Genomic DNA, 18,603 nt, shown 5'->3' on the forward strand with positions numbered 1-18,603 from the left:
ACGTGTCTATCACAATGAAATTTGATGTTGTAGTAGTAGGTGCTGGAGTAGCAGGTCTATATGCATCCTATCAACTAGCTTCTATGGGCTGGAAGGTAGCATTGATTGAGAGTAAACCAGCTGGTAGAATTGGAGATAAAGTATGTGGTGACGCTATAGGTGTTCACCACTTTGAAGAAATAGAACTAACTCCTCCCAGTTATACAATAGACCATCAGTATAAAGGTGTAAAGATATATAGTCCAAGTGGTAAACACAGTATTATTGTGCCTGGAGAGGGAGTAAGCGTTAACAGAATAAAATTTGGCCAGTGGCTACTAGAACAAGGGTTAAAGCATGGAGTTACACTCCTAGATCAACACGTTGTAACAGACGTGGTCTTCAAAGACAACCAGTTAAAAGCACTCAGAGTTAAAAGAGTTGGTGGTGAAACAATAGAGGTTGAAGCAAGAGCTTTTATAGATGCATCTGGTTATAGACCCGCTATTAGAAGCAAGCTACCGCCAGAATGGCCAATAGCGGAGAGACCATATACAACAGACTATAATATAGCTTATAGAGAAGTAGTCAAAGTAGACAAGCCAATAGAGCCCGGAGAAGTAGACTACGCCATTATATATTTAAACATTGAAATAGCACCGGGAGGCTACTGGTGGCTGTTTCCAAAGAATAGAGAAGGAGATGTATTAAATATTGGATTAGGAGTTATCAATAATGGAAAATACAATCCAAGAGCACAATACGATAAATACTTAAGGCCTGTGTTTAAGGGAGAAATACTACATGCTGGAGGTGGAGTAGTACCTACAAGAAGGCCTCTTCCAACACTAGTATGGCGTAATATAGCATCAATAGGTGATGCAGCCTACACTGTAAACCCTGTTCACGGTGGTGGAATAGGCTCATCTCTACTCTCAGCTCGAATAGTATCTAAATACTTGAATTCCGCACTAGAATCTGGTAGAGCAGACGAGCATACAATGTGGCAGGCCAATATAGACTATAACATTGCTTATGGAGCAAAACAAGCTGGTTTAGACATATTGAGAATGTATATGCAGAAACTCAGTAATGAAGACTACGAGTGGATAATGGAGAATAAAATAGTTGATGGGTCTTCAGTGTACGACCTGGGTACAAAGGGCGATCTAGCAGAGAAAATAGTACACGGTGTAACGACATTTATCAGGCTACTAGGTCGTCCCAGTCTACTCAACGAGTTGAGAATAGTTAGAAACTACATGAATAAAGCTCGCGAGCTATATACTACGAAATACCCAGAAAAACCCGATGGAATATACTCATGGATGAAACAAGTTGAAGACTTATTTAATGAATACGCTACTAGAATAGGATTTGACAGAGGAAGCCTTGTAAAATGGTAGTTTTTTCAGCTGGATTAGACCTTTCAGGTAAACAAGAAAATCCAAGTGGATTAGTTGTCCTTGGTTTCGATAATAGTAGAATAGACCTTTTATTCCTCGGATCACTATTTAAAGACAGTGAAATACTAGAAAAGATATTGGAGTATAGAGTCAACATAGTAGCTATAGACGCGCCGCTTACAAAACAAAGTAGTAGCCAGCATTTTAGGAGAGTGGATTTAAAAATCAAGAAAATGGGGTTTAATGTTCTCCCTTTAACCTGGAGGGGAATGAATATACTCGTTGAAAGAGCAATATCTATTGCAGAGAAACTTAGAAGTAGTGGTGTTTTAGTTATCGAGACTCATCCTTTATCTAGTTTGAAGTCAAGTAGTTGTAGAAGTGTCTATGAACTAGCTGGAAAACACGGGTTAAATCTACCTAGTAGTATCTCCAAGCACGAAGGAGACGCTTTTATTGCTGGTTTAACAGGTATATACTATTATCTTGGTAGAGCAGTTGTAGTTAGAGATGTAGATGGTGAAATTGTCTTACTACCAAGGATTTGCTAGCTACGTGGTTTTAAAACTTCACTAGGTGTGTTTTTAACTACTTCTATTATTTGGTTTATTATATAGCCGAGTACAGCTTTTCTACTTATTCTACCTAGCAACCTAGTGACTAGTGGAATTTCTATTTTTGCACCTGCAGCATACATGTGTCCTCCTCCACCCATTTTTAAAGCTATTTCGCGGACATTTACACTTCTACTTCTGAAACTGAGTTTTCCATCTATTGATGCTAGTACTGCTATATCTGCGTTGTATCTTCCAATTAGATATCCTGCTAGAAAGCTGTTTTCCACGTCTTCGCTACTCTCAGCTACAACTATTTTTATGTCGTTAATGGTTTTTTCTACTATGTCTATACTACTAGATAGTAGTTTCAATTCTTGCTCGAGGTTCTCTAGTATTTTTTCTTCGAATTCCTGTGTCCACGCTTTTCCATCAGCTATGGTTTTAACTACTTGTTTCCTCCAGGTATTAGTGTCTTTTCTTCTCACGAGTCTTAGATAGTATCCTCCACGCCAGTGGTCAAATCTCCATAAATCTCCCGCGCATACTCCTCTTACTACTTCTTCGAGGAAGTATTTGTCTAAATCGTTTCTTGCGGGTTTGACGTATTTAGCTACAACTCCTGTTGCACACGTTGATCTATCTATGTATAATTCAACTCCTAGTTTATGTAGGTTGTTAGTCCACTCGTTTTCCCATATGTGGTGGTCGTACCAGTATATGGGTATATTGTTTTCACGTAGGAGTTTAATGTATTCTAAGACATTATTGTAGATAACTGGGTTAATACCAATGTCTGTTATAACTATTTTTTCATAGTAGGCATTAGAAACCTTGGCTAGTGTTTTATCTAGTAGATAGGGTTCTGTAAAGAATAATCTATACTCTGGTTTACCAGTTAGATACAGGTATACTCCTGCCGCACCAGCTCCATCCATATCAGTATGTGTAATAATAGCTACAACCATATAGTACACCGCTACGTTGTATTATTATTGTTTAGGGTGTCTCTATCTAGTTCTCTCTATATTGAAAGTAAAGTGTCTTTATAAACCGTTTGACCCTGGAGGTCACTCCCTTCATTTCTCGGGGTTCTCTCCAGGGACTTCCATCTCGCCTACAGCTGATTTGCTAACCACAATGGAGTCATGGGCGGCCATTGAGTCCAACTGCACAGGGCTCCTATTTACGGAGAGAGGCCTTAGGAAGTTTGGAGCAGTGTTCACATCGCCTCTAGAGCCTCAAGATCTAAAAATAAAACAAAGGCTTATAAACCAATGATTATAAATCAAAATCTGAACAGTCTGGTAGAGATCCATATGTGGGGGATCTAGATGAGTGAAACTAAGAGAGTTAAAGACATATTATTAGAGTTCTTAATGCAGCAAGACAAGCCATTAATGCCTAAAGAAATAGCAAAACTTACAGGTCTTAACTACAATACTGTAAGAGCAAGACTACACGACCTTAGAAAAGAAGGTAAAGTAGAGAGAGTTGAAGGAGGCTGGATTGCTAAAAAATAACTAGTACTTGTTTTAAATAAGCGTTTTTTCTTTCGTCTACTACATTAATCCGCCCTTGATAAGGGTGTATACAAGTGCTTAGTTCTCTACAGGGATATAATTGGAAAATGATTAGTGATCCACTATATGGATACGTATACTTTAACGTAGAAGTAGAAGAACCAGTAATAAACAATGGTTTAATACAGAGATTAAGGTATATTATGCAGCTTCAAACAGCCCACTTGGTATATCCTGGCGCGGTACACACGAGGTTTCAACACAGTACTGGAGTTATGCATTTAGCTGGATTAATGAGCGAAGACATGGTAAACAAGATAATTGCTTTCTATGGAAAAGAAGTACTAGATGGATATGAACCAGGCGTCATAATAGAAGCGGCGAGACTAGCTGGACTACTACACGATGTAGGACACGCTGCTTTTAGCCACGCATATGAACGTGGTATATTATGGAGGAAAAATGTTCCCCGAGAACTATCAAACCATGAAAAAATAGGATTACTACTCATTAAAAACTTGCTAATGGATCAATTGGAGAGAGCTGAAAAACAACTTCCAGGACTAATAGAGGTTTTAAATGCAATACTCGGCGAAGAAGAGCCTAAAGGGGTATTAAAGATATTTAGGTGGCTTGTAAAAGAAGGATTTTATCCAGCAGACGTAGTCGACTTTCTAAGAAGAGATAGCTATTACGCTGGTACAATAGAATACGGGTCTATTCAATACGAGAGACTGTATAGAAACACTTATCCATTAATAGAGGGAGATAGAGTATATCTTGTTCTAGATAGAATAGCTATTGGTGAATTTAAACAATACATGAATGCAAAAGCAAATATGTATGAACACGTATATTACCATAGTGTTTGCCGCTCGTTTGATAAAATACTATATGAAATACTAGAATTACTAGATGAAGAATTAATGTTGACTCAAAGAGCGATAGATCTACTAAATGGGAGGTTTCATGGATACCTTGAATTAACAGATACATACATGTATAGTGTAATGATGCATAAAGCATTTACTGATAACTCAAAACTCGGCTATTTATGTAGAAGAATAATGATTGATCGCAAGCCAGAGTGGAAGAGAGCTGGTAGAGAACTAGTTATTTCACCAGCAAAGGGTTTAAAAAGCCTTGGAGTAACACTTAAATTAATTCTCGACTCCCAATACAGATTAAAAGTATTAAGAGAAATAGAAGAATTCCTTGTAGACTCATTGAAATCACAAGGTATTGGAGAAGGTGAATTATGGATTGACATACTAGATATAGCTCCAATACCTAGGTCTTCAATATATCCTGGCGGCGAGGAAAGCATTGGCTTGTCGAATCTACTAATAGGTAAGAGAGTTGGCGGTAGAATTGTTCTCTCAGAAGACCTTAATTTGTTTACAGAGGAGTTGCCATTGAAGATTTTGATTAGAGCTTACGTACCGAGAAACCTGTACTCTGCAGACATAGAATCAAAAATTACATCTCTACTCTCACAAGCGGCTGAGGAGTATACTAGATCTAGACTTAGAAGAAGCTATTAGAGTAGTTAGGAATATTTATACCGAGTATTTGGGTAGGGATTACTCGAAATACCGGATAACAGCGTAGGGTGCTCACATTGGTGAAAATAGTTGTCTATCTCAAACCCAAATTTGAAGAATACGATGTAGAGATATATGTATATGGAAGCGATGGAAAACTAGTTGAAGAGAAAACAATTAACCATGTAAAACAACTAGTAATAAAATCACAAGAAGTACGAGTTAGTAGGCAGTTATTCCATGAATACACTGCCTTAATAATTGAGAGTGAAACACCAAAAATAGATGTAAAAGAGGGCGGACTAGTATACATTTATGGATGAGTGGTTTTCAATATGATGCAATACCAGGAGAATACGGGTTTAATAAGAATAGAGAAGTCGAAGAGCAATAGTGGTAAACACATACTGACTTCTACCCTATATATTTACAAAAAGAACAAAGGGTTATTTCCATACACACAATTCGTTGTTTTTGAAGAGCCTGTAAAACCCATTTATGCAAATGGAGAAGCTAAACAAGTAAGAGTAAACATTGAACACGGAGACTTTATGATATATGTTTGGTTTGTTAGAAACTTTAAAAACAATGTAAAGGGATATATTTCAATCCTAAACCACCGGGGAGAACTACTATATCGTGTAAAATACATTAATGGATTTTTAGTAAAGAGTAAAGGCAACCCAGTTTATGCCTGGTTGGTAAGACTCTTTATTGAAACAACTAAAATACCTGTTAAAACAATGAAACTGGGTGATGAGAAATAAGCGAGTATATTATACTCGCAGAGAGGGTAATTAAAGCATTTAAAAAACACGGGTGTTTTGTTTTTGAATCAAAAGAACTAGAGAAAATACGTGATTTAATAGTAAAAGCAGAAATCTCAAAGCTTGTTGAAGTAAAATTAGTTGATGAGAGATATCCATATGTATTTGTATTAATGGCTTCGAGGAAGGGACTAGATAAAGAGTGTATTTCCCGTGTTGAATCAATGCTAGCTAGGGGAGAAATAAATCAATTGGAATACAAGAGGTATAGACGAGAACTCGTAGAACAGTGTATAAATAGTATGGAGAAAGAAATAGTAAAAGAAGTAGTAGCAAACCTCGAGAAGTACGTGAGTAAACTCCGTGGAGTTTCATAGACTCGTTATAAGAGGTGGTGTAATGGTTAAACGATGTCTTATAATTGCACGGTTTCAACCATTCCACTATGGTCACCTACATGTAATAGAGTATTGTCTTGGACTGTACGATGAAGTAATAGTAGTTGTTGGAATGGCAAGTCAGAGCCACACACCTGAAAACCCCTTTACAGCGGGCGAGCGATTAGAAATGATACGTAGAAGCCTCAAGTGGAGGGGGATTGACCTATCTAGAATAATAACTGTTACTCTACCAACACTCGAAGTAAGTAGAACATCTGTACACTACGTAAAACTCTACAGTCCGAGTTTTAACGCCGTGGCAACACTAAACCCAATTGTAAAATCTATGTTTATGGAAGAAGGTTATGAGGTCATTGAACCACCAGAATTAAATAGAGATATATACAGGGGTTCCTACATCAGGAGGTTAATGATTGAAGATAGAGATGAATGGAGAGAGCTGGTTCCACCACCCGTAGCGGCGTTTATAGATGAAATCAATGGAGTAAAACGCGTGAAAATGCTGTATAGTGAGAAGCTACCTGGGTACTATACCACTGCTTAAAGGGTGTTTTAATGAGCTCAGTAAACAATATACCGGTTTTCAAGTGTAGTATGTGTGGTTCTTGTTGTAGAATGTCTCCTATATCGATTCTACCCCATGAAGAAGTAATACTGCGTAAACTAGCAGAATACATGGAAATAAATGTTGTATTCACCAATGGATACACTGTGTATGAAGCTGTAAACGGAGTAAATATCGCGTTTAGTTATATAATGCACCTTGATGAAAGCGGTAAATGTCCGTTTCAAAAAGGAGTTCTCTGTAGTATACATGGTGTTTACAAACCATATATTTGTAGGAGTTTTCCATATATACCGAGACATGTTAAATACCATATTGACGATGAAAACAAGTATATAATGGCTACAACAGACTATGGATTAAGTACAGCATGCCCCGTAGTGAAAAAAGACAGGCCTTTACTAGAAGAAGCAGAAGCTCTACATGGAGGCCCAGTTGAAAAAATCTTGATACACTACTATAAAGACGGGTATTGGACCGCCATAGAAATGGATAATGCTAGAGCACTAATGCTTGATCTACTATCTAGGCTATGGCAGACTGGAGTAATCGATATTAAACCAGCTAATAAACCCGGAATTACTGTAAATCTATATGAGTTTTTGAGGAGGTATTATCCGGATCTACCACAGAGGCTTGGAGTAGACCTGGTTTATAGAAAGGTGAAAACATGGCTTCAAACATACTACTCGTAGACCAGGAACTACTATTTAAACTAGAATTTCTCAGACTACTCTCAACTAGAGAGAATGCTACACTGGGAGAAATCGCGGGGGAGCTTGGAGTAGATGAATCTACAGTATTGGATTTGTATAATAAGATTAGACAAAACTATATGATTTCTATAAGTAGAGAAATGATTACTTGGCATTATGGAGATAACCCAGCAAGAATTAAACCATGGGGTTGGAGCTACACTTATAGAATTCTAGCCGGTTCCACCATGGTTGTTGCAAAACACTTAAATCCATGGTCTATTGTCGTTACAGAATATCAACTTAGAAGTTATGGAAGACACGGTAAACAATGGATTTCAAATCTAGGTGGTTTATGGACTACTTTTAAAATAGAAGTAGATCCAAATACAACCTATCTATTAGCAATGGCAATACCAGTAGTTATAGCGAGATTTCTCAGAGAAAAACACAATTTGAATGTAGGTATCAAATGGCCCAACGACATTGTATATAAATCAAAGAAACTAGCTGGATTCCTCATAGAAGTAGAAGCATTACTAAATAGAATTATTGCATATATTGGAATTGGAATAAACGTCAACAATGAACCACCCCTTGAAACAGCCACCAGCCTCAAAAACGAACTTGGAAAACTCATACCTAGAAATAGTTTAATTGGATATATTGCTGGATACATTTCTAAAATAGACGAGATAACACGTAGTCCAGGTAAAATACACGCTGAATACATGGATCTACTGGAAACTCTTGGTAGAAGAGTAAAAGCTGAATTAATAAGTGGAGGAGTAGTAACGGGTTTAGCGAGGACAATAACTGAGAGTGGAGAACTAGTTGTAGAATCTGAAACAGGATCTTTCAAGCTGAGATCAGCTGAAGTATTGGAGTTGAGATATATAGATTGATTTTTAGTAAAGAAGTATCATAGGACTATCTATAGCACTGGTGGTTTAATTGAAAATACTTGTTACGGGTGGAGCTGGATTTATTGGTAGCCACTTAGTAGATAGACTAGTACTAGATGGATTTGATGTTGTAGTCGTTGATAATCTATCTTCTGGAACACTTGAAAACATACGTAGACACATAGACTCTAAGAAAATAGAGTTTAAACAAGTTGATTTAAAAAATAGAGGGGAACTACACAATATATTCGAAGGAGTAGACAGTGTATTCCACTTTGCAGCAAACCCCGAGGTAAGATTGAGTACAACTCAGCCCGAAGTACACTTCAATGAAAACATACTGGCTACATTTAACCTACTAGAAGAAATGAGAATACACGATGTAAAAGACATAGTTTTTGCATCATCAAGCACGGTATATGGTGAGCCAGAAGAAATCCCTGTAAGAGAAGACGCTTTATTCAAACCCATATCTGTTTATGGAGCAAGTAAAGCAGCATGCGAGGTATTAATTCACGCGTATAGCAGACTCTATGGTATTAAAGCCGTTATTCTCCGATACGCAAACATAATTGGACCTAGATTGAGACATGGAGTTATCTACGACTTATTAATGAAGTTGAAAAACAATAGCGAGGTGCTCGAAGTACTTGGAGATGGAACACAAACGAGAAGCTACCTCCACGTAAAAGACACTATTGAAGCAACAATTACAGCTTGGATGAAAACAACTAGTAAATACGAAGTATACAATGTTGGAAATACAGATTGGATTACAGTGAGAGACATAGTAGACATAATACTTGAAACCACGGGATTAAAGGGAAAAACCAGAGTAGTATATAAACCAGTATTCCACGGTGTTGGATGGCCCGGAGACGTTAAAAAAATAGCTCTTGACCCCGGCAAGCTAATGTCTCTCGGCTGGAAACCAACTCTATCATCAAGAGAAGCAGTTATTGAAACAACCAGGTCTCTAATACGTGAAATAGGATTCGGGCTACTAGCCTAGTTTACACGTTAATTGCTTTTTTAAATTGATCGTTAATTGATATTTTCGAGGTGGAATAAATGATCAACAGTGACATCCACGCGGTAATCCTGGCGGGGGGAGTTGGCTCTAGATTTCACCCATACACCGAGATTATTCCGAAACCAATGATCCCCATTGGTGAAAAAGAAAAGCCTGTTCTAGAAGTTATTGTAAAGTGGATTAGACAATTTGGAATTACCAATTTTATTTTCCTCGTCGACTACAAGTGGAGGTATATCTACAACTATTTTGAAGACGGCTCTCGATTCAACGTCAATATAAACTACTCGTTTGACGAAGAGGATGGATATAGAGGCACAGGTGGTGCAATACTAAATGCTTATAGAAAAGGATTGATAAAGAATAGAAGTCTCGTCTGGTATGGAGATATTCTAGCTCCTCTGAATATCAATGAGTTAATTGACTACCACGTTGATAAAAATGCTGATTTAACACTCGTAATTACAAAACGATACCAGGTACCAGTTGGAGTAGCTAGAGTAGACAGTGAATACAGAGTAGTTGAAATGGTGGAAAAACCAGAACTAGATATAAACGCTACTGTTGGAATAGCTGTAGCCGAGCCAAGTATATTCGAACAAAACATAGAAAGTGAACTAGGATATTCTTTTGACTTCATGGGTGATTTAGTACCATTATTGATTAAAAAAGGTTATAGAATCTACGGCTACATATACACGGGTAAATGGTTCGATGTAGGTAGTTTAGAGAGGTATAAAAAAATAAACAGCTACGACCTTGAAGTATTCAATAATGTTTTATAGTACCTAGGATCCAAAAGCTCTGTCGCCAGCATCTCCAAGTCCTGGTACTATATACCCGTCTTTGTTTACTTCCGGATCAATTGCAATAGTGAATACTCTGAGATCAATGTTGTATTCATCAGATGCTTTCTTTAATTTATCGAGTGCTATTGGGGTAGTTATTACTGATGCAATATAGAATCTCTTTGGCTTACCACGTTTTAATAGTTCATCTAGCACTCTTACAAGTGTAGAGCCCGTAGCAACCATTACATCACTTATAATCACAATGTTATCACTTGTTATTCTTGGGAGTTTTACATAGGAGACATCTATATCAAAACTCCAATCATGCATTCCCTTTTCTTCTACACGTCTTGCGGCAATTACTCCTTGTTTTGCAGCATAAAACACCTTTATTAGTCCTTCGGTGAGGGGCCATGCAGCTCTAAGGACTGTTAAAATAATAGTGTTTTCCATGTCTTTTACTCTTAATCCACGTACTTTAACATTTAGTGGAGTTGTTACCTCGATTTCTTCGTAGTCGTAGTCTTCTATTATCTCCAAGCCGAGGATTCTTCCAAGTCTTACCAACCCCTTTCTAAACTCTATTTGTGATAAATCCTTGTTTCTAAGCGAGGTTATAATGGATTGAGCGTATTTCCTATTAACTACGTGTAGTCTAAACATGTAGTGCCCTTTTACTCGTATATTTAACCCCGTATAAAAACCCGTTACATATATACGTAGAATATTTAAGGCGCATCTACGCAATACTCAATGGATGTGTCTTGGTGGTGGATATAGTCGTAGAAGGGAAGAGGGAGAACTTGAATAACACAGGTCACGTTCACGGTATTTACCGTTATGCTTGTATTAATTGTGGTGGCTCAATATCAGATCTCAGACTTCGATATAAAGCACCATGTGAATCCTGCTTACCCGAGGATAAATTCATAAAAATAATACATGAACAAGACGTGGAGAAACTAAGTAGAAGTAATAGATTGAAACTATATGCTAAACACATTAGTCGATTAGGGAAAATACTAGATTTGATTTCCGAGGAACAAAGACTGAGTAGATTTGAAGAATTCTTTAAAAAAGCAACAAATGGCTATTCAATGTGGAGTGCTCAAAAAACATGGGCTCGAAGACTTCTGAGAGGCGAGTCCTTTAGTATTATAGCTCCAACTGGAACAGGTAAAACCGTGTTCTCGCTTATTGCTGGTTTATATAGAGCACTAGAAGTACGTAGAAATGGAAAGAAGATATATCTAGCATTTCCCACGACACCACTCCTACTACAGTCGTGGAGAAAGTTTACAAGATTCGCAGAGAACATTAGAGTAAAGATTTGTAGCCAGGAGAATTGGGGTAATGACTGTCTTAGAGTTGTATGTATACATGGAAAACTAGGGAGGAAGGAGAGAGACTTCTATTTAGAGAAGATAAAGAACGGGGATTTCGATGTATTACTGTCTACAAGTGCATTTCTACATAGACACAGCGAGATGCTGCCAAGCGGAATATACGACCTCATAGTAATGGATGATGTAGACGCCGTCCTCAGAAGTACAAGGGCAATAAAGAGACTTCTCCGTGTTATAGGATTAAAAGATGAAGAAATAGAGAAGGGATTGGAGCTAATAAAAATTAGAGCTAGACTTCCAGCTCTAACCGGGGAAGAAGCAGAAAAACTAAGAAAACGCGTTGAAGAATTAGAGAGGGAAATAGAGAAAGCAAAGAAGAGAATAGCTAATACTAAACTCATTGTAAATAGTGCAACTGGTAAACCAAGAGGGGTATATCCCAAGTTATTCAGAGTATTTTTGAACTTTGAAGCAGGTGCTAAACCAGAAGCCATTAGAAACATTGTTGATACATACATAGCATGCGAAAGCAAGGATGAAATAGTAGTTAAAGTAGTAGAGTTAGCGAGAAAACTAAGAGATGGGATATTAGTCTTCGTACCCATAGATAAAGGAATAGAATTCGCAGAAGAAATAGCCGAGAAATTAAAAAGTGAGGGTTTCAGAGCAGAGGCATTCCACGCAAAGAAGCAAGTTGAATTAATAGATAGATTTGCCAGGGGAGAAATAGATATACTAGTAGGTGTTGCATCATACTATGGTGTCCTCGTTAGAGGAATAGACCTACCTGAAAGAGTAAAATACGTTATCTTTGCCGGCGTTCCAAGACACAAATTCAGTACTAGAATGGAGACTATATCACCAACAGATATTGTTAGAATGCTCGCTGTTATTAGAGAAGTATTGGAGGGAGAGGAAAAAGAGAAGATCGAGATAATAATAGGTAGAATGTCGAGAAGACTAAGAACAATGAGCCAGGGCGTGCTGGCACTTCTAAGAGAGAAGTTTATGGACTACTTGCAGAAACCACAAAGTGAAAGAGAGAAAATGGAGGAGGAAACACCAATACTAAGAGACCTATACACGGGCTTTGAAATACTAAAACACTACTTAGCCCAGCCAGACATACTCGTCAAACTTGAAAAACTAGGAGATATTGGACTAGTCAAAGAGAACGACGAGTTATACATATTGATACCAGATATAGCTACATATATACAAGCTAGTGGTAGATGCTCCAGGCTGTATCCAGGTGGAATAACAAAGGGTTTATCAGTAATACTCGTAGACGATATAAGATTGTTAAACGGCCTCGTTAAGAGAATGAGGTGGCTCTTTGAGGGATTCAACCTAAGAAATCTATACGAACTAGACTTAGATTCCTTGATAAAAGAAATCGAGGTTGAAAGAGAAAAAGTTAGAAGAATACTCTCGGGGGAGATACAGCCAGAACAACAATTAGAACTAGTTAAAACAGTCTTATTAATCGTTGAGTCGCCCAATAAAGCTAGAACTATTGCAAACTTCTTTGGAAAACCAAGTATTAGAATAGTAAACGATGTACTACGTGTTTACGAAGTTACAATGGGTAACTACATCATTAACATTGTAGCGTCGGGTGGACACATATATGAATTAATAGTTGATGAATCGCCACCAGAGAAGGGTAGTAGAGAAGTACTATATGGTATAGTTATTGATAAAAACTATAAAGAAACAAAGTACATTCCGATATACACGGATATAAAGAAGTGTCCAAATGGACACCAATTTACAAATGAAGACAAGTGTCCAAAGTGCGGTGCAGACATATCTATCTCCGATAGAAAACTCCACATAGTAGAAGCTCTTAGAAAACTCGCCAGTGAAGTAGACTTGGTCCTCATAGGTACAGACCCGGACGCTGAGGGAGAGAAGATAGCATGGGATCTACGAGTACTACTAGAACCGTATGCAGAGAAAATACAGAGAATAGAATTCCACGAAGTAACTAGAAGAGCTATTATAAACGCTATTTTAAACCCGAGAGACTTCAATGAAAGACTTGTGGAAGCACAAATAGTTAGACGTGTTGAAGATAGATGGCTTGGATTTTCACTATCACACATTGTTCAAAGATATGCGTGGTCAACATATTGCTTTAGATATCTATACCAGAGAAACCAGGATGTTACAAAAGACCCATTGATTTGTTGTAGACCAAATAGAAATCTCAGTGCTGGTAGAGTACAAACACCTGTTTTAGGCTTTATTATAGAAGAGTACAATAAGACTAAAGACCCAGCATACTCTAAGTACATTGTAAACATTCATGTAGAGGGAGATGTAGAACTAAGTGTTGAATTAGATCATAACGAGGCATCCTCTATATTCAAAACACTAGATGGTAGAAGCAAGCTAAAAGCCTACGAACTACCAAACGTGGTTGTTAAATTAGTAGACATGCAAGAAGTAGAAGTCAACCCACTCCCACCCTACACCACAGACGCGCTACTTGCAGACGCCTCTCGTCTCTATGGATTCTCCACGACGAAGACAATGGAGCTTGCACAAGACTTGTTTGAAATGGGTTTGATAACCTATCATAGAACAGATAGTATTCGTGTAAGTGATGTTGGAATAGAAGTAGCTAGACAATACCTAGAAGCAAAATACGGTGTAGACAAACTAGGAGAAGTATTCAAGCCGAGAACTTGGGGCGAGGGCGGGGCACACGAAGCTATAAGGCCGACTAGGCCGGTAGACGCTGATACTCTATCAGAACTTATTCGTGAAGGAGCTATTCTAGTTGTTGGTAGAATCACTAGAGACCACTTAAAGCTATACGACCTCATATTTAGAAGGTTTATTGCTAGTCAAATGAAGCCAGCTAGAGTTATTAAAGTAAAACTAGAAGTGGGCTTTGAACGAGAAGGTAGTAGTATACATGTAAAACAAGTAGAATACATAGCCAAGATCATTGAAAAAGGATATCTTGAATTCTACAGTAATATAAGAGAAGAAGCTCCATGGGCATCTCAACTCCAAGTCGGCGAGGTAAAAACAGGATTTATAAAAGACGAGAAAATCAAGAGAAAGAAGTATCCACTACCAAAATACCACGATGTAATAAAGTGGATGAAAGAAAAAGGAATTGGAAGACCGAGTACATATGCAAAAATTATTCAAACACTACTAGAAAGATACTACGTAGTTCAAACAAAGAAAAACTCGCTGCTTCCACGAGAACGCGGTATCCACGTACACAGATTCCTAGAAGAACACTTCAAAGGACTAGTAAGCGTTGATAGAACCAAGGAATTAGAAAAGAAAATGGATAGAGTAGAAAACGGTGAAATAGAGTATCAACTTGTACTCCAAGAAGTACATAGAGAAGTAGTTGAAAACATACTAGACAAAGAAAGCGAAATAGCAGAGAGAGTAGGAAACGAGATAAGTAGAATACTCGTAGAAAACAGTGAATTGTCGAGTAGACATATTGATATAGCAAAGTGTATTGAAGGTCTCAAAACTTGACTCTTCAAGTCGGCGGACTGGAAATAGTTAACATTCACGAGGAATTTACTGGTATAAGACTAGCTATTGTTCAAACTCCTACAATATACTCAGCTCTCTCATTAAACCTTGATTTGTTAAGGCGTATATTGAGATATATTGAAACACTAAATGTAAAAACAGTAATTCTACCACCATTTATGCCTTATGGAATACCATTCGTTAAACCCGAGGAAATAGATAGTGTATCAATTGACAAGAAAAATCCATATGTTAGAATATTAAAGCACATTGCACTTCAAAATAGGCTTTTTATTATCTCGCCGTATGTATATGAAAAAACAAAAAATGGATACTATATATCCAACCTCCTAGTTGATGGAGAATCAGGTATAGTTAGATTTTTCTCGAGAAAGATCACTCCCTCCACGAGCTCGGCAAGAGAAGTTTTAAAACATGGACATAAACTAGAAGTAGTGAGCGACGAGTACATATACTACTCTGTACTACTCGATGAAGACATACTCGTACCTGAATTCGCCCGCTACCTCACTGCAAGAGGGGTTTCACAGTTAATTACTGTATCTACTAGTATAGTTGGTGAAAACGATCTCAGACTCCTCCTAGAAGCATTGAGATTATTCACGGGTATTTCACTAGTACATATTGGATATTTTGTTGTCAAAGAAAACATTACTCTAGCAAAAGCTCCAACACTCATCGTACTTGGGAACGGCGAGGCATATAGATTTACAAGTGAAAAACCATTATTGGTAACTATTCCACTAAAACTAATCAGAGAGACCTCGAGAAAACCAAGCGAGTTGAAAATAAACATAGTCCTTAATACTATAATAGACCATTTTAAGGAATTGAGAAATAAGAAATAAGAGGTATATTTCGAGGTGTTGTATAGTGATAGAAGAAAAAACACTACCTATAAAAACAGCTACATTTAACGACTTAATTAGACTAGCTATTTCAACAGCTCTCCCTCCACAAGCAACAGCATATCTCTTAAAGTTTAAACACAATGGAAAGATAATAATAGGAATTCTCGGAGTTTTCCGAGACTACTATAAACACTATGGTTTACCAATATTCTACTACTACTCATTTGATGAAAGCGATAGAAACGTTCAAGAAGCAAACTACGTAATAATCTCTACTGGCGAAGAAAAATTTGAATTCTCAAAAAACCCAAAACCAAGTGTTTCACTACCAATAATAACACTAGCTAGAAAACCAGAAATAATACCCGATGAACTAGACTAGAAACTCTAATTAAAGTCATTGTTTAAACCATGTTGAATCCCATAGGAGATAAGCCGCCGCCGGGATTCGAACCCGGGACCTCCGCCTTACCAGGGCGGCGCTCCACCAGGCTGAGCTACGGCGGCGCCTCTACTAACAATATCTAGTTGGGATTTAAAAATAATTGCTTCGCTATTTACTGTTTACTTATAATGGTGGATTATAACCCATTTCTACTAGTTGCTTGTAGATTTCTTCTGCTATTTTAGGCCCGAATGTGGGGAGTGTTGCCAGCCTCTTTTTTGGTGTTTTTGCCAGGTCTTCAATTGTTTTTATTCCGTGTTCTATTAGTATTCTAGCTCTCACTCTACCAATATATCTCAGTGATGCTAGTTCCAATGCGTCTGGTTTTACTCCTTTTTCTATTCTCTGAGAGAGTTCTAGTAGCTTTCTACCTAGTTTTACCTCGCCGATTACATTTGCTATTTTACCGAGAGATGAAGCTATCCAACTAGCTGTATCTCTCATGTTGTATAGGTCTCCGGGGCCCAGGTTATATCTATTCAATATTTCATCTTCACTTTTCTCGTTAATCCAATCGTTTAATGCTAGAGTATAGATGAATCCCGTTAACCATTCATCATAACCATAATACTCTGTTTTTGGCGGCATTAATAGATTGCTTGCTAGATATGATTCAGCCAGGTCTTCATAGTATGCAAGTATGCGTTCTGGTATATAACTACTCGACTTGGTGAAGTCGGGTGTTAGAGTTATCAAGTGTAGCATGTAGATGTCGTTGTATTCGACTGGCTTGTATTTAAAAAACATACTTGTTGTTAATGGATCGATATATGTATACGAAGTTATTCGTCCAAGTCTTGTTGAATAGAGAGTGTCGCCTCTAGTTTCAACCATGTTTAGTTCTTCTAGTAGTTTTAGTGTTGATTCCACACGGTTGATTAACTCTTGTTCTCTCACAGTAGACCCAGTATATGTTTTATTGAATAATTCAACTAGCTCGCTTGTATTTCTAGCATCTCTCGATACAATAAATGCCAGGGTGTGTATTCTCAGACTTCTATCGTTTACAAAATTTCCCTTTACAGTTTCAGGCTTTCCATTAATGAATTTTAATCCTTCTTGTAGACTAGAAGCATCTATAATTACTGCTTCTCCTATTTCATCGTATTTTGGTCTTCCAGCTCTACCCGCCATTTGCTTGTATTCAGAGATACTAATATTTACTTTTCTACCCTTGCTTGAATCATACCTCTTTATCGATACAAGTACTCTTCTAGCAGGTAAGTTCACGCCCGCTGCTAGTGTTGGAGTTGCAAATAATACACTTATTAATCTCTTTCGAAAAGCTTCTTCTACTACTCTACGAGAAATATGTGAGAGTCCAGCGTGGTGGAAACCAACGCCCCTTGTCAATAATTCGCCGAGGAGGTCTCTTTCATATTTTGTTGGTGCTTCATCTAGTTTACCCAGTATTTCTCGTATCTCGCTATTTCCCAGTCTACTTGTATATGTAGATACTATTTTAGCGTATTCTTCGACTTTTCTCCTATTGTGTATAAATACTAGTGTTTGAATGTTTTTCTCTAGATTGTGTAGTACGAGGTTTAATACATCGTCTTCTTCTTTCTCATCTACTTCTTCTACTCTCTTGTCTTGGAATAGTATTTGCGACCTACTCTTATCGTACACTCCTTCTACTAGTTTAACAGGCCTCCAATTAGAGGCAACTAGGTTTGCATTAAGCCATTTTGCTAGGTTTTCAGGGTTTCCAATAGTTGCTGATAAACCAACTACTCTTACTCCGTGTTTTAATGCACGTGCAGCAATGACTTCTATTATGGGCCCTCTCTCGGGGTCACTTATATTGTGTAGTTCATCTATTACTATGAGTCTAGTGTTTTCAAGCCATGAAGGCTTTAATCGTTGGATACTGTCGAATCGCTCATATGTAGCAATTATTATATCGTATTCCCCGAGGTATTCAGCTGGTTCATCATAATCTCCTGTTGAAATACCTATTTTTAACCCGAGTGCTTCTAGTTCTTTAAACTCCTCGTATTTCTCGTTTGCCAATGCGCGTAGTGGAGCTAGATAGACTCCAATACCCTTGTTAAAAACTGTTTTAACAAGAGCTATTTCAGCTATTAGTGTTTTACCACTAGCTGTTGGTGCTGAAACAACTAGGTTTGATTCTTCAAGCAGACCTTTTTCAATAGCTTCTCTTTGAACAGGGTTTAATTCTCTTATTCCACGCTTACCCAGTAGTTCAATGTATTTTCCTGGGAGTCCGTGTTTTAATAGTTCTTCTATAAACATAATAA

General features: G+C 37.6%; 18 protein-coding genes and 1 tRNA gene. 15 read left to right on the forward strand and 4 right to left on the reverse strand.

All coding sequences use genetic code 11. The features are described from left to right. Positions 1-14: 14 nt before the first annotated feature. Both ACZ5YP_RS06590 and ACZ5YP_RS06595 read left to right on the forward strand, forming a co-directional pair. Positions 15-1,385, forward strand: a complete 1,371-nt coding sequence (locus ACZ5YP_RS06590; protein WP_464834945.1) for a geranylgeranyl reductase family protein — start codon at positions 15-17, stop codon at positions 1,383-1,385. Next, positions 1,379-1,936 carry a DUF429 domain-containing protein gene (locus tag ACZ5YP_RS06595; protein ID WP_464834946.1) on the forward strand — a complete coding sequence of 186 codons (558 nt, stop codon included), beginning with the start codon at positions 1,379-1,381 and terminating at the stop codon, positions 1,934-1,936. Before ACZ5YP_RS06590 ends, ACZ5YP_RS06595 begins: the two co-directional genes overlap by 7 nt. Here ACZ5YP_RS06595 and ACZ5YP_RS06600 read toward each other — a convergent pair. Continuing rightward, positions 1,933-2,907, reverse strand: a complete 975-nt coding sequence (locus ACZ5YP_RS06600) for a DHH family phosphoesterase (protein ID WP_464834947.1) — start codon at positions 2,905-2,907, stop codon at positions 1,933-1,935. The two genes, ACZ5YP_RS06595 and ACZ5YP_RS06600, sit on opposite strands and share 4 nt — an antisense overlap. A 366-nt stretch (positions 2,908-3,273) precedes the next feature. On the opposite strand from ACZ5YP_RS06600, the gene ACZ5YP_RS06605 reads away from it, so the two are divergent. The 10 genes from ACZ5YP_RS06605 to ACZ5YP_RS06650 all read left to right on the forward strand — a co-directional run bounded on the left by ACZ5YP_RS06605 (position 3,274) and on the right by ACZ5YP_RS06650 (position 10,157). Continuing rightward, entirely contained in the window at positions 3,274-3,462 is a 189-nt protein-coding gene (locus ACZ5YP_RS06605; RefSeq protein ID WP_464834948.1) for a helix-turn-helix domain-containing protein, read from the forward strand. Positions 3,463-3,536: 74 nt separating this feature from the next. Then, positions 3,537-5,006, forward strand: coding sequence for an HD domain-containing protein (locus ACZ5YP_RS06610; RefSeq protein WP_464834949.1), 1,470 nt, complete (start codon positions 3,537-3,539; stop codon positions 5,004-5,006). Positions 5,007-5,083: 77 nt separating this feature from the next. Next, the gene (locus ACZ5YP_RS06615; protein WP_464834950.1) at positions 5,084-5,329 is read left to right on the forward strand and encodes a hypothetical protein; all 246 of its coding nucleotides are present in this window, start codon (positions 5,084-5,086) and stop codon (positions 5,327-5,329) included. A gap of 12 nt (positions 5,330-5,341) precedes the next feature. Beyond that, positions 5,342-5,773, forward strand: coding sequence for a hypothetical protein (locus ACZ5YP_RS06620; RefSeq protein ID WP_464834951.1), 432 nt, complete (start codon positions 5,342-5,344; stop codon positions 5,771-5,773). Between the two features lie 173 nt (positions 5,774-5,946). Next, positions 5,947-6,150: a hypothetical protein gene (locus tag ACZ5YP_RS06625; RefSeq protein ID WP_464834952.1), complete on the forward strand. Its 204-nt coding sequence runs from the start codon at positions 5,947-5,949 to the stop codon at positions 6,148-6,150. A 22-nt stretch (positions 6,151-6,172) separates the two neighbouring features. Further along, entirely contained in the window at positions 6,173-6,718 is a 546-nt protein-coding gene (locus ACZ5YP_RS06630) for a nicotinamide-nucleotide adenylyltransferase (protein ID WP_464834953.1), read from the forward strand. Between the two features lie 11 nt (positions 6,719-6,729). After that, positions 6,730-7,434 carry a YkgJ family cysteine cluster protein gene (locus ACZ5YP_RS06635; protein WP_464834954.1) on the forward strand — a complete coding sequence of 235 codons (705 nt, stop codon included), beginning with the start codon at positions 6,730-6,732 and terminating at the stop codon, positions 7,432-7,434. Next, the gene (locus ACZ5YP_RS06640) at positions 7,410-8,339 is read left to right on the forward strand and encodes a biotin--[acetyl-CoA-carboxylase] ligase (RefSeq protein WP_464834955.1); all 930 of its coding nucleotides are present in this window, start codon (positions 7,410-7,412) and stop codon (positions 8,337-8,339) included. The genes ACZ5YP_RS06635 and ACZ5YP_RS06640 overlap by 25 nt, the downstream gene beginning before the upstream one ends. 49 nt (positions 8,340-8,388) lie before the next feature. Continuing rightward, the gene (locus tag ACZ5YP_RS06645) at positions 8,389-9,351 is read left to right on the forward strand and encodes an SDR family NAD(P)-dependent oxidoreductase (RefSeq protein ID WP_464834956.1); all 963 of its coding nucleotides are present in this window, start codon (positions 8,389-8,391) and stop codon (positions 9,349-9,351) included. A gap of 59 nt (positions 9,352-9,410) precedes the next feature. Then, positions 9,411-10,157, forward strand: coding sequence for a nucleotidyltransferase family protein (locus ACZ5YP_RS06650; protein ID WP_464834957.1), 747 nt, complete (start codon positions 9,411-9,413; stop codon positions 10,155-10,157). Between the two features lie 3 nt (positions 10,158-10,160). Here ACZ5YP_RS06650 and upp read toward each other — a convergent pair whose 3' ends face one another. Then, positions 10,161-10,826 (reverse strand): uracil phosphoribosyltransferase, encoded by a 666-nt coding sequence (gene upp / locus ACZ5YP_RS06655; RefSeq protein ID WP_464834958.1) that lies wholly within the window; start codon positions 10,824-10,826, stop codon positions 10,161-10,163. Between the two features lie 140 nt (positions 10,827-10,966). Between upp and rgy the strand changes: the two genes are divergently transcribed. Genes rgy through ACZ5YP_RS06670 form a run of 3 tightly spaced genes read left to right on the forward strand, consistent with a single transcriptional unit; the run spans position 10,967 to position 16,279 of the window. Further along, a complete protein-coding gene (gene rgy / locus ACZ5YP_RS06660) occupies positions 10,967-15,025 on the forward strand; it encodes a reverse gyrase (protein ID WP_464834959.1) in 4,059 nt (1,352 codons plus the stop codon). Then, a complete protein-coding gene (locus ACZ5YP_RS06665; RefSeq protein ID WP_464834960.1) occupies positions 15,022-15,894 on the forward strand; it encodes a carbon-nitrogen hydrolase family protein in 873 nt (290 codons plus the stop codon). The genes rgy and ACZ5YP_RS06665 overlap by 4 nt, the downstream gene beginning before the upstream one ends. Before the next feature lie 25 nt (positions 15,895-15,919). Next, complete coding sequence (locus ACZ5YP_RS06670; protein ID WP_464834961.1) at positions 15,920-16,279, forward strand: hypothetical protein; 360 nt, start codon at positions 15,920-15,922, stop codon at positions 16,277-16,279. 51 nt (positions 16,280-16,330) lie between these two features. On the opposite strand, the gene ACZ5YP_RS06675 is transcribed toward ACZ5YP_RS06670, so the two are convergent. Continuing rightward, positions 16,331-16,404: transfer RNA gene (locus tag ACZ5YP_RS06675), tRNA-Thr, on the reverse strand. Between the two features lie 61 nt (positions 16,405-16,465). Beyond that, complete coding sequence (locus ACZ5YP_RS06680; protein WP_464834962.1) at positions 16,466-18,598, reverse strand: DEAD/DEAH box helicase; 2,133 nt, start codon at positions 18,596-18,598, stop codon at positions 16,466-16,468. Positions 18,599-18,603: the final 5 nt, after the last annotated feature.

The sequence above is a fragment of the Sulfophobococcus zilligii genome (genome assembly GCF_055398255.1).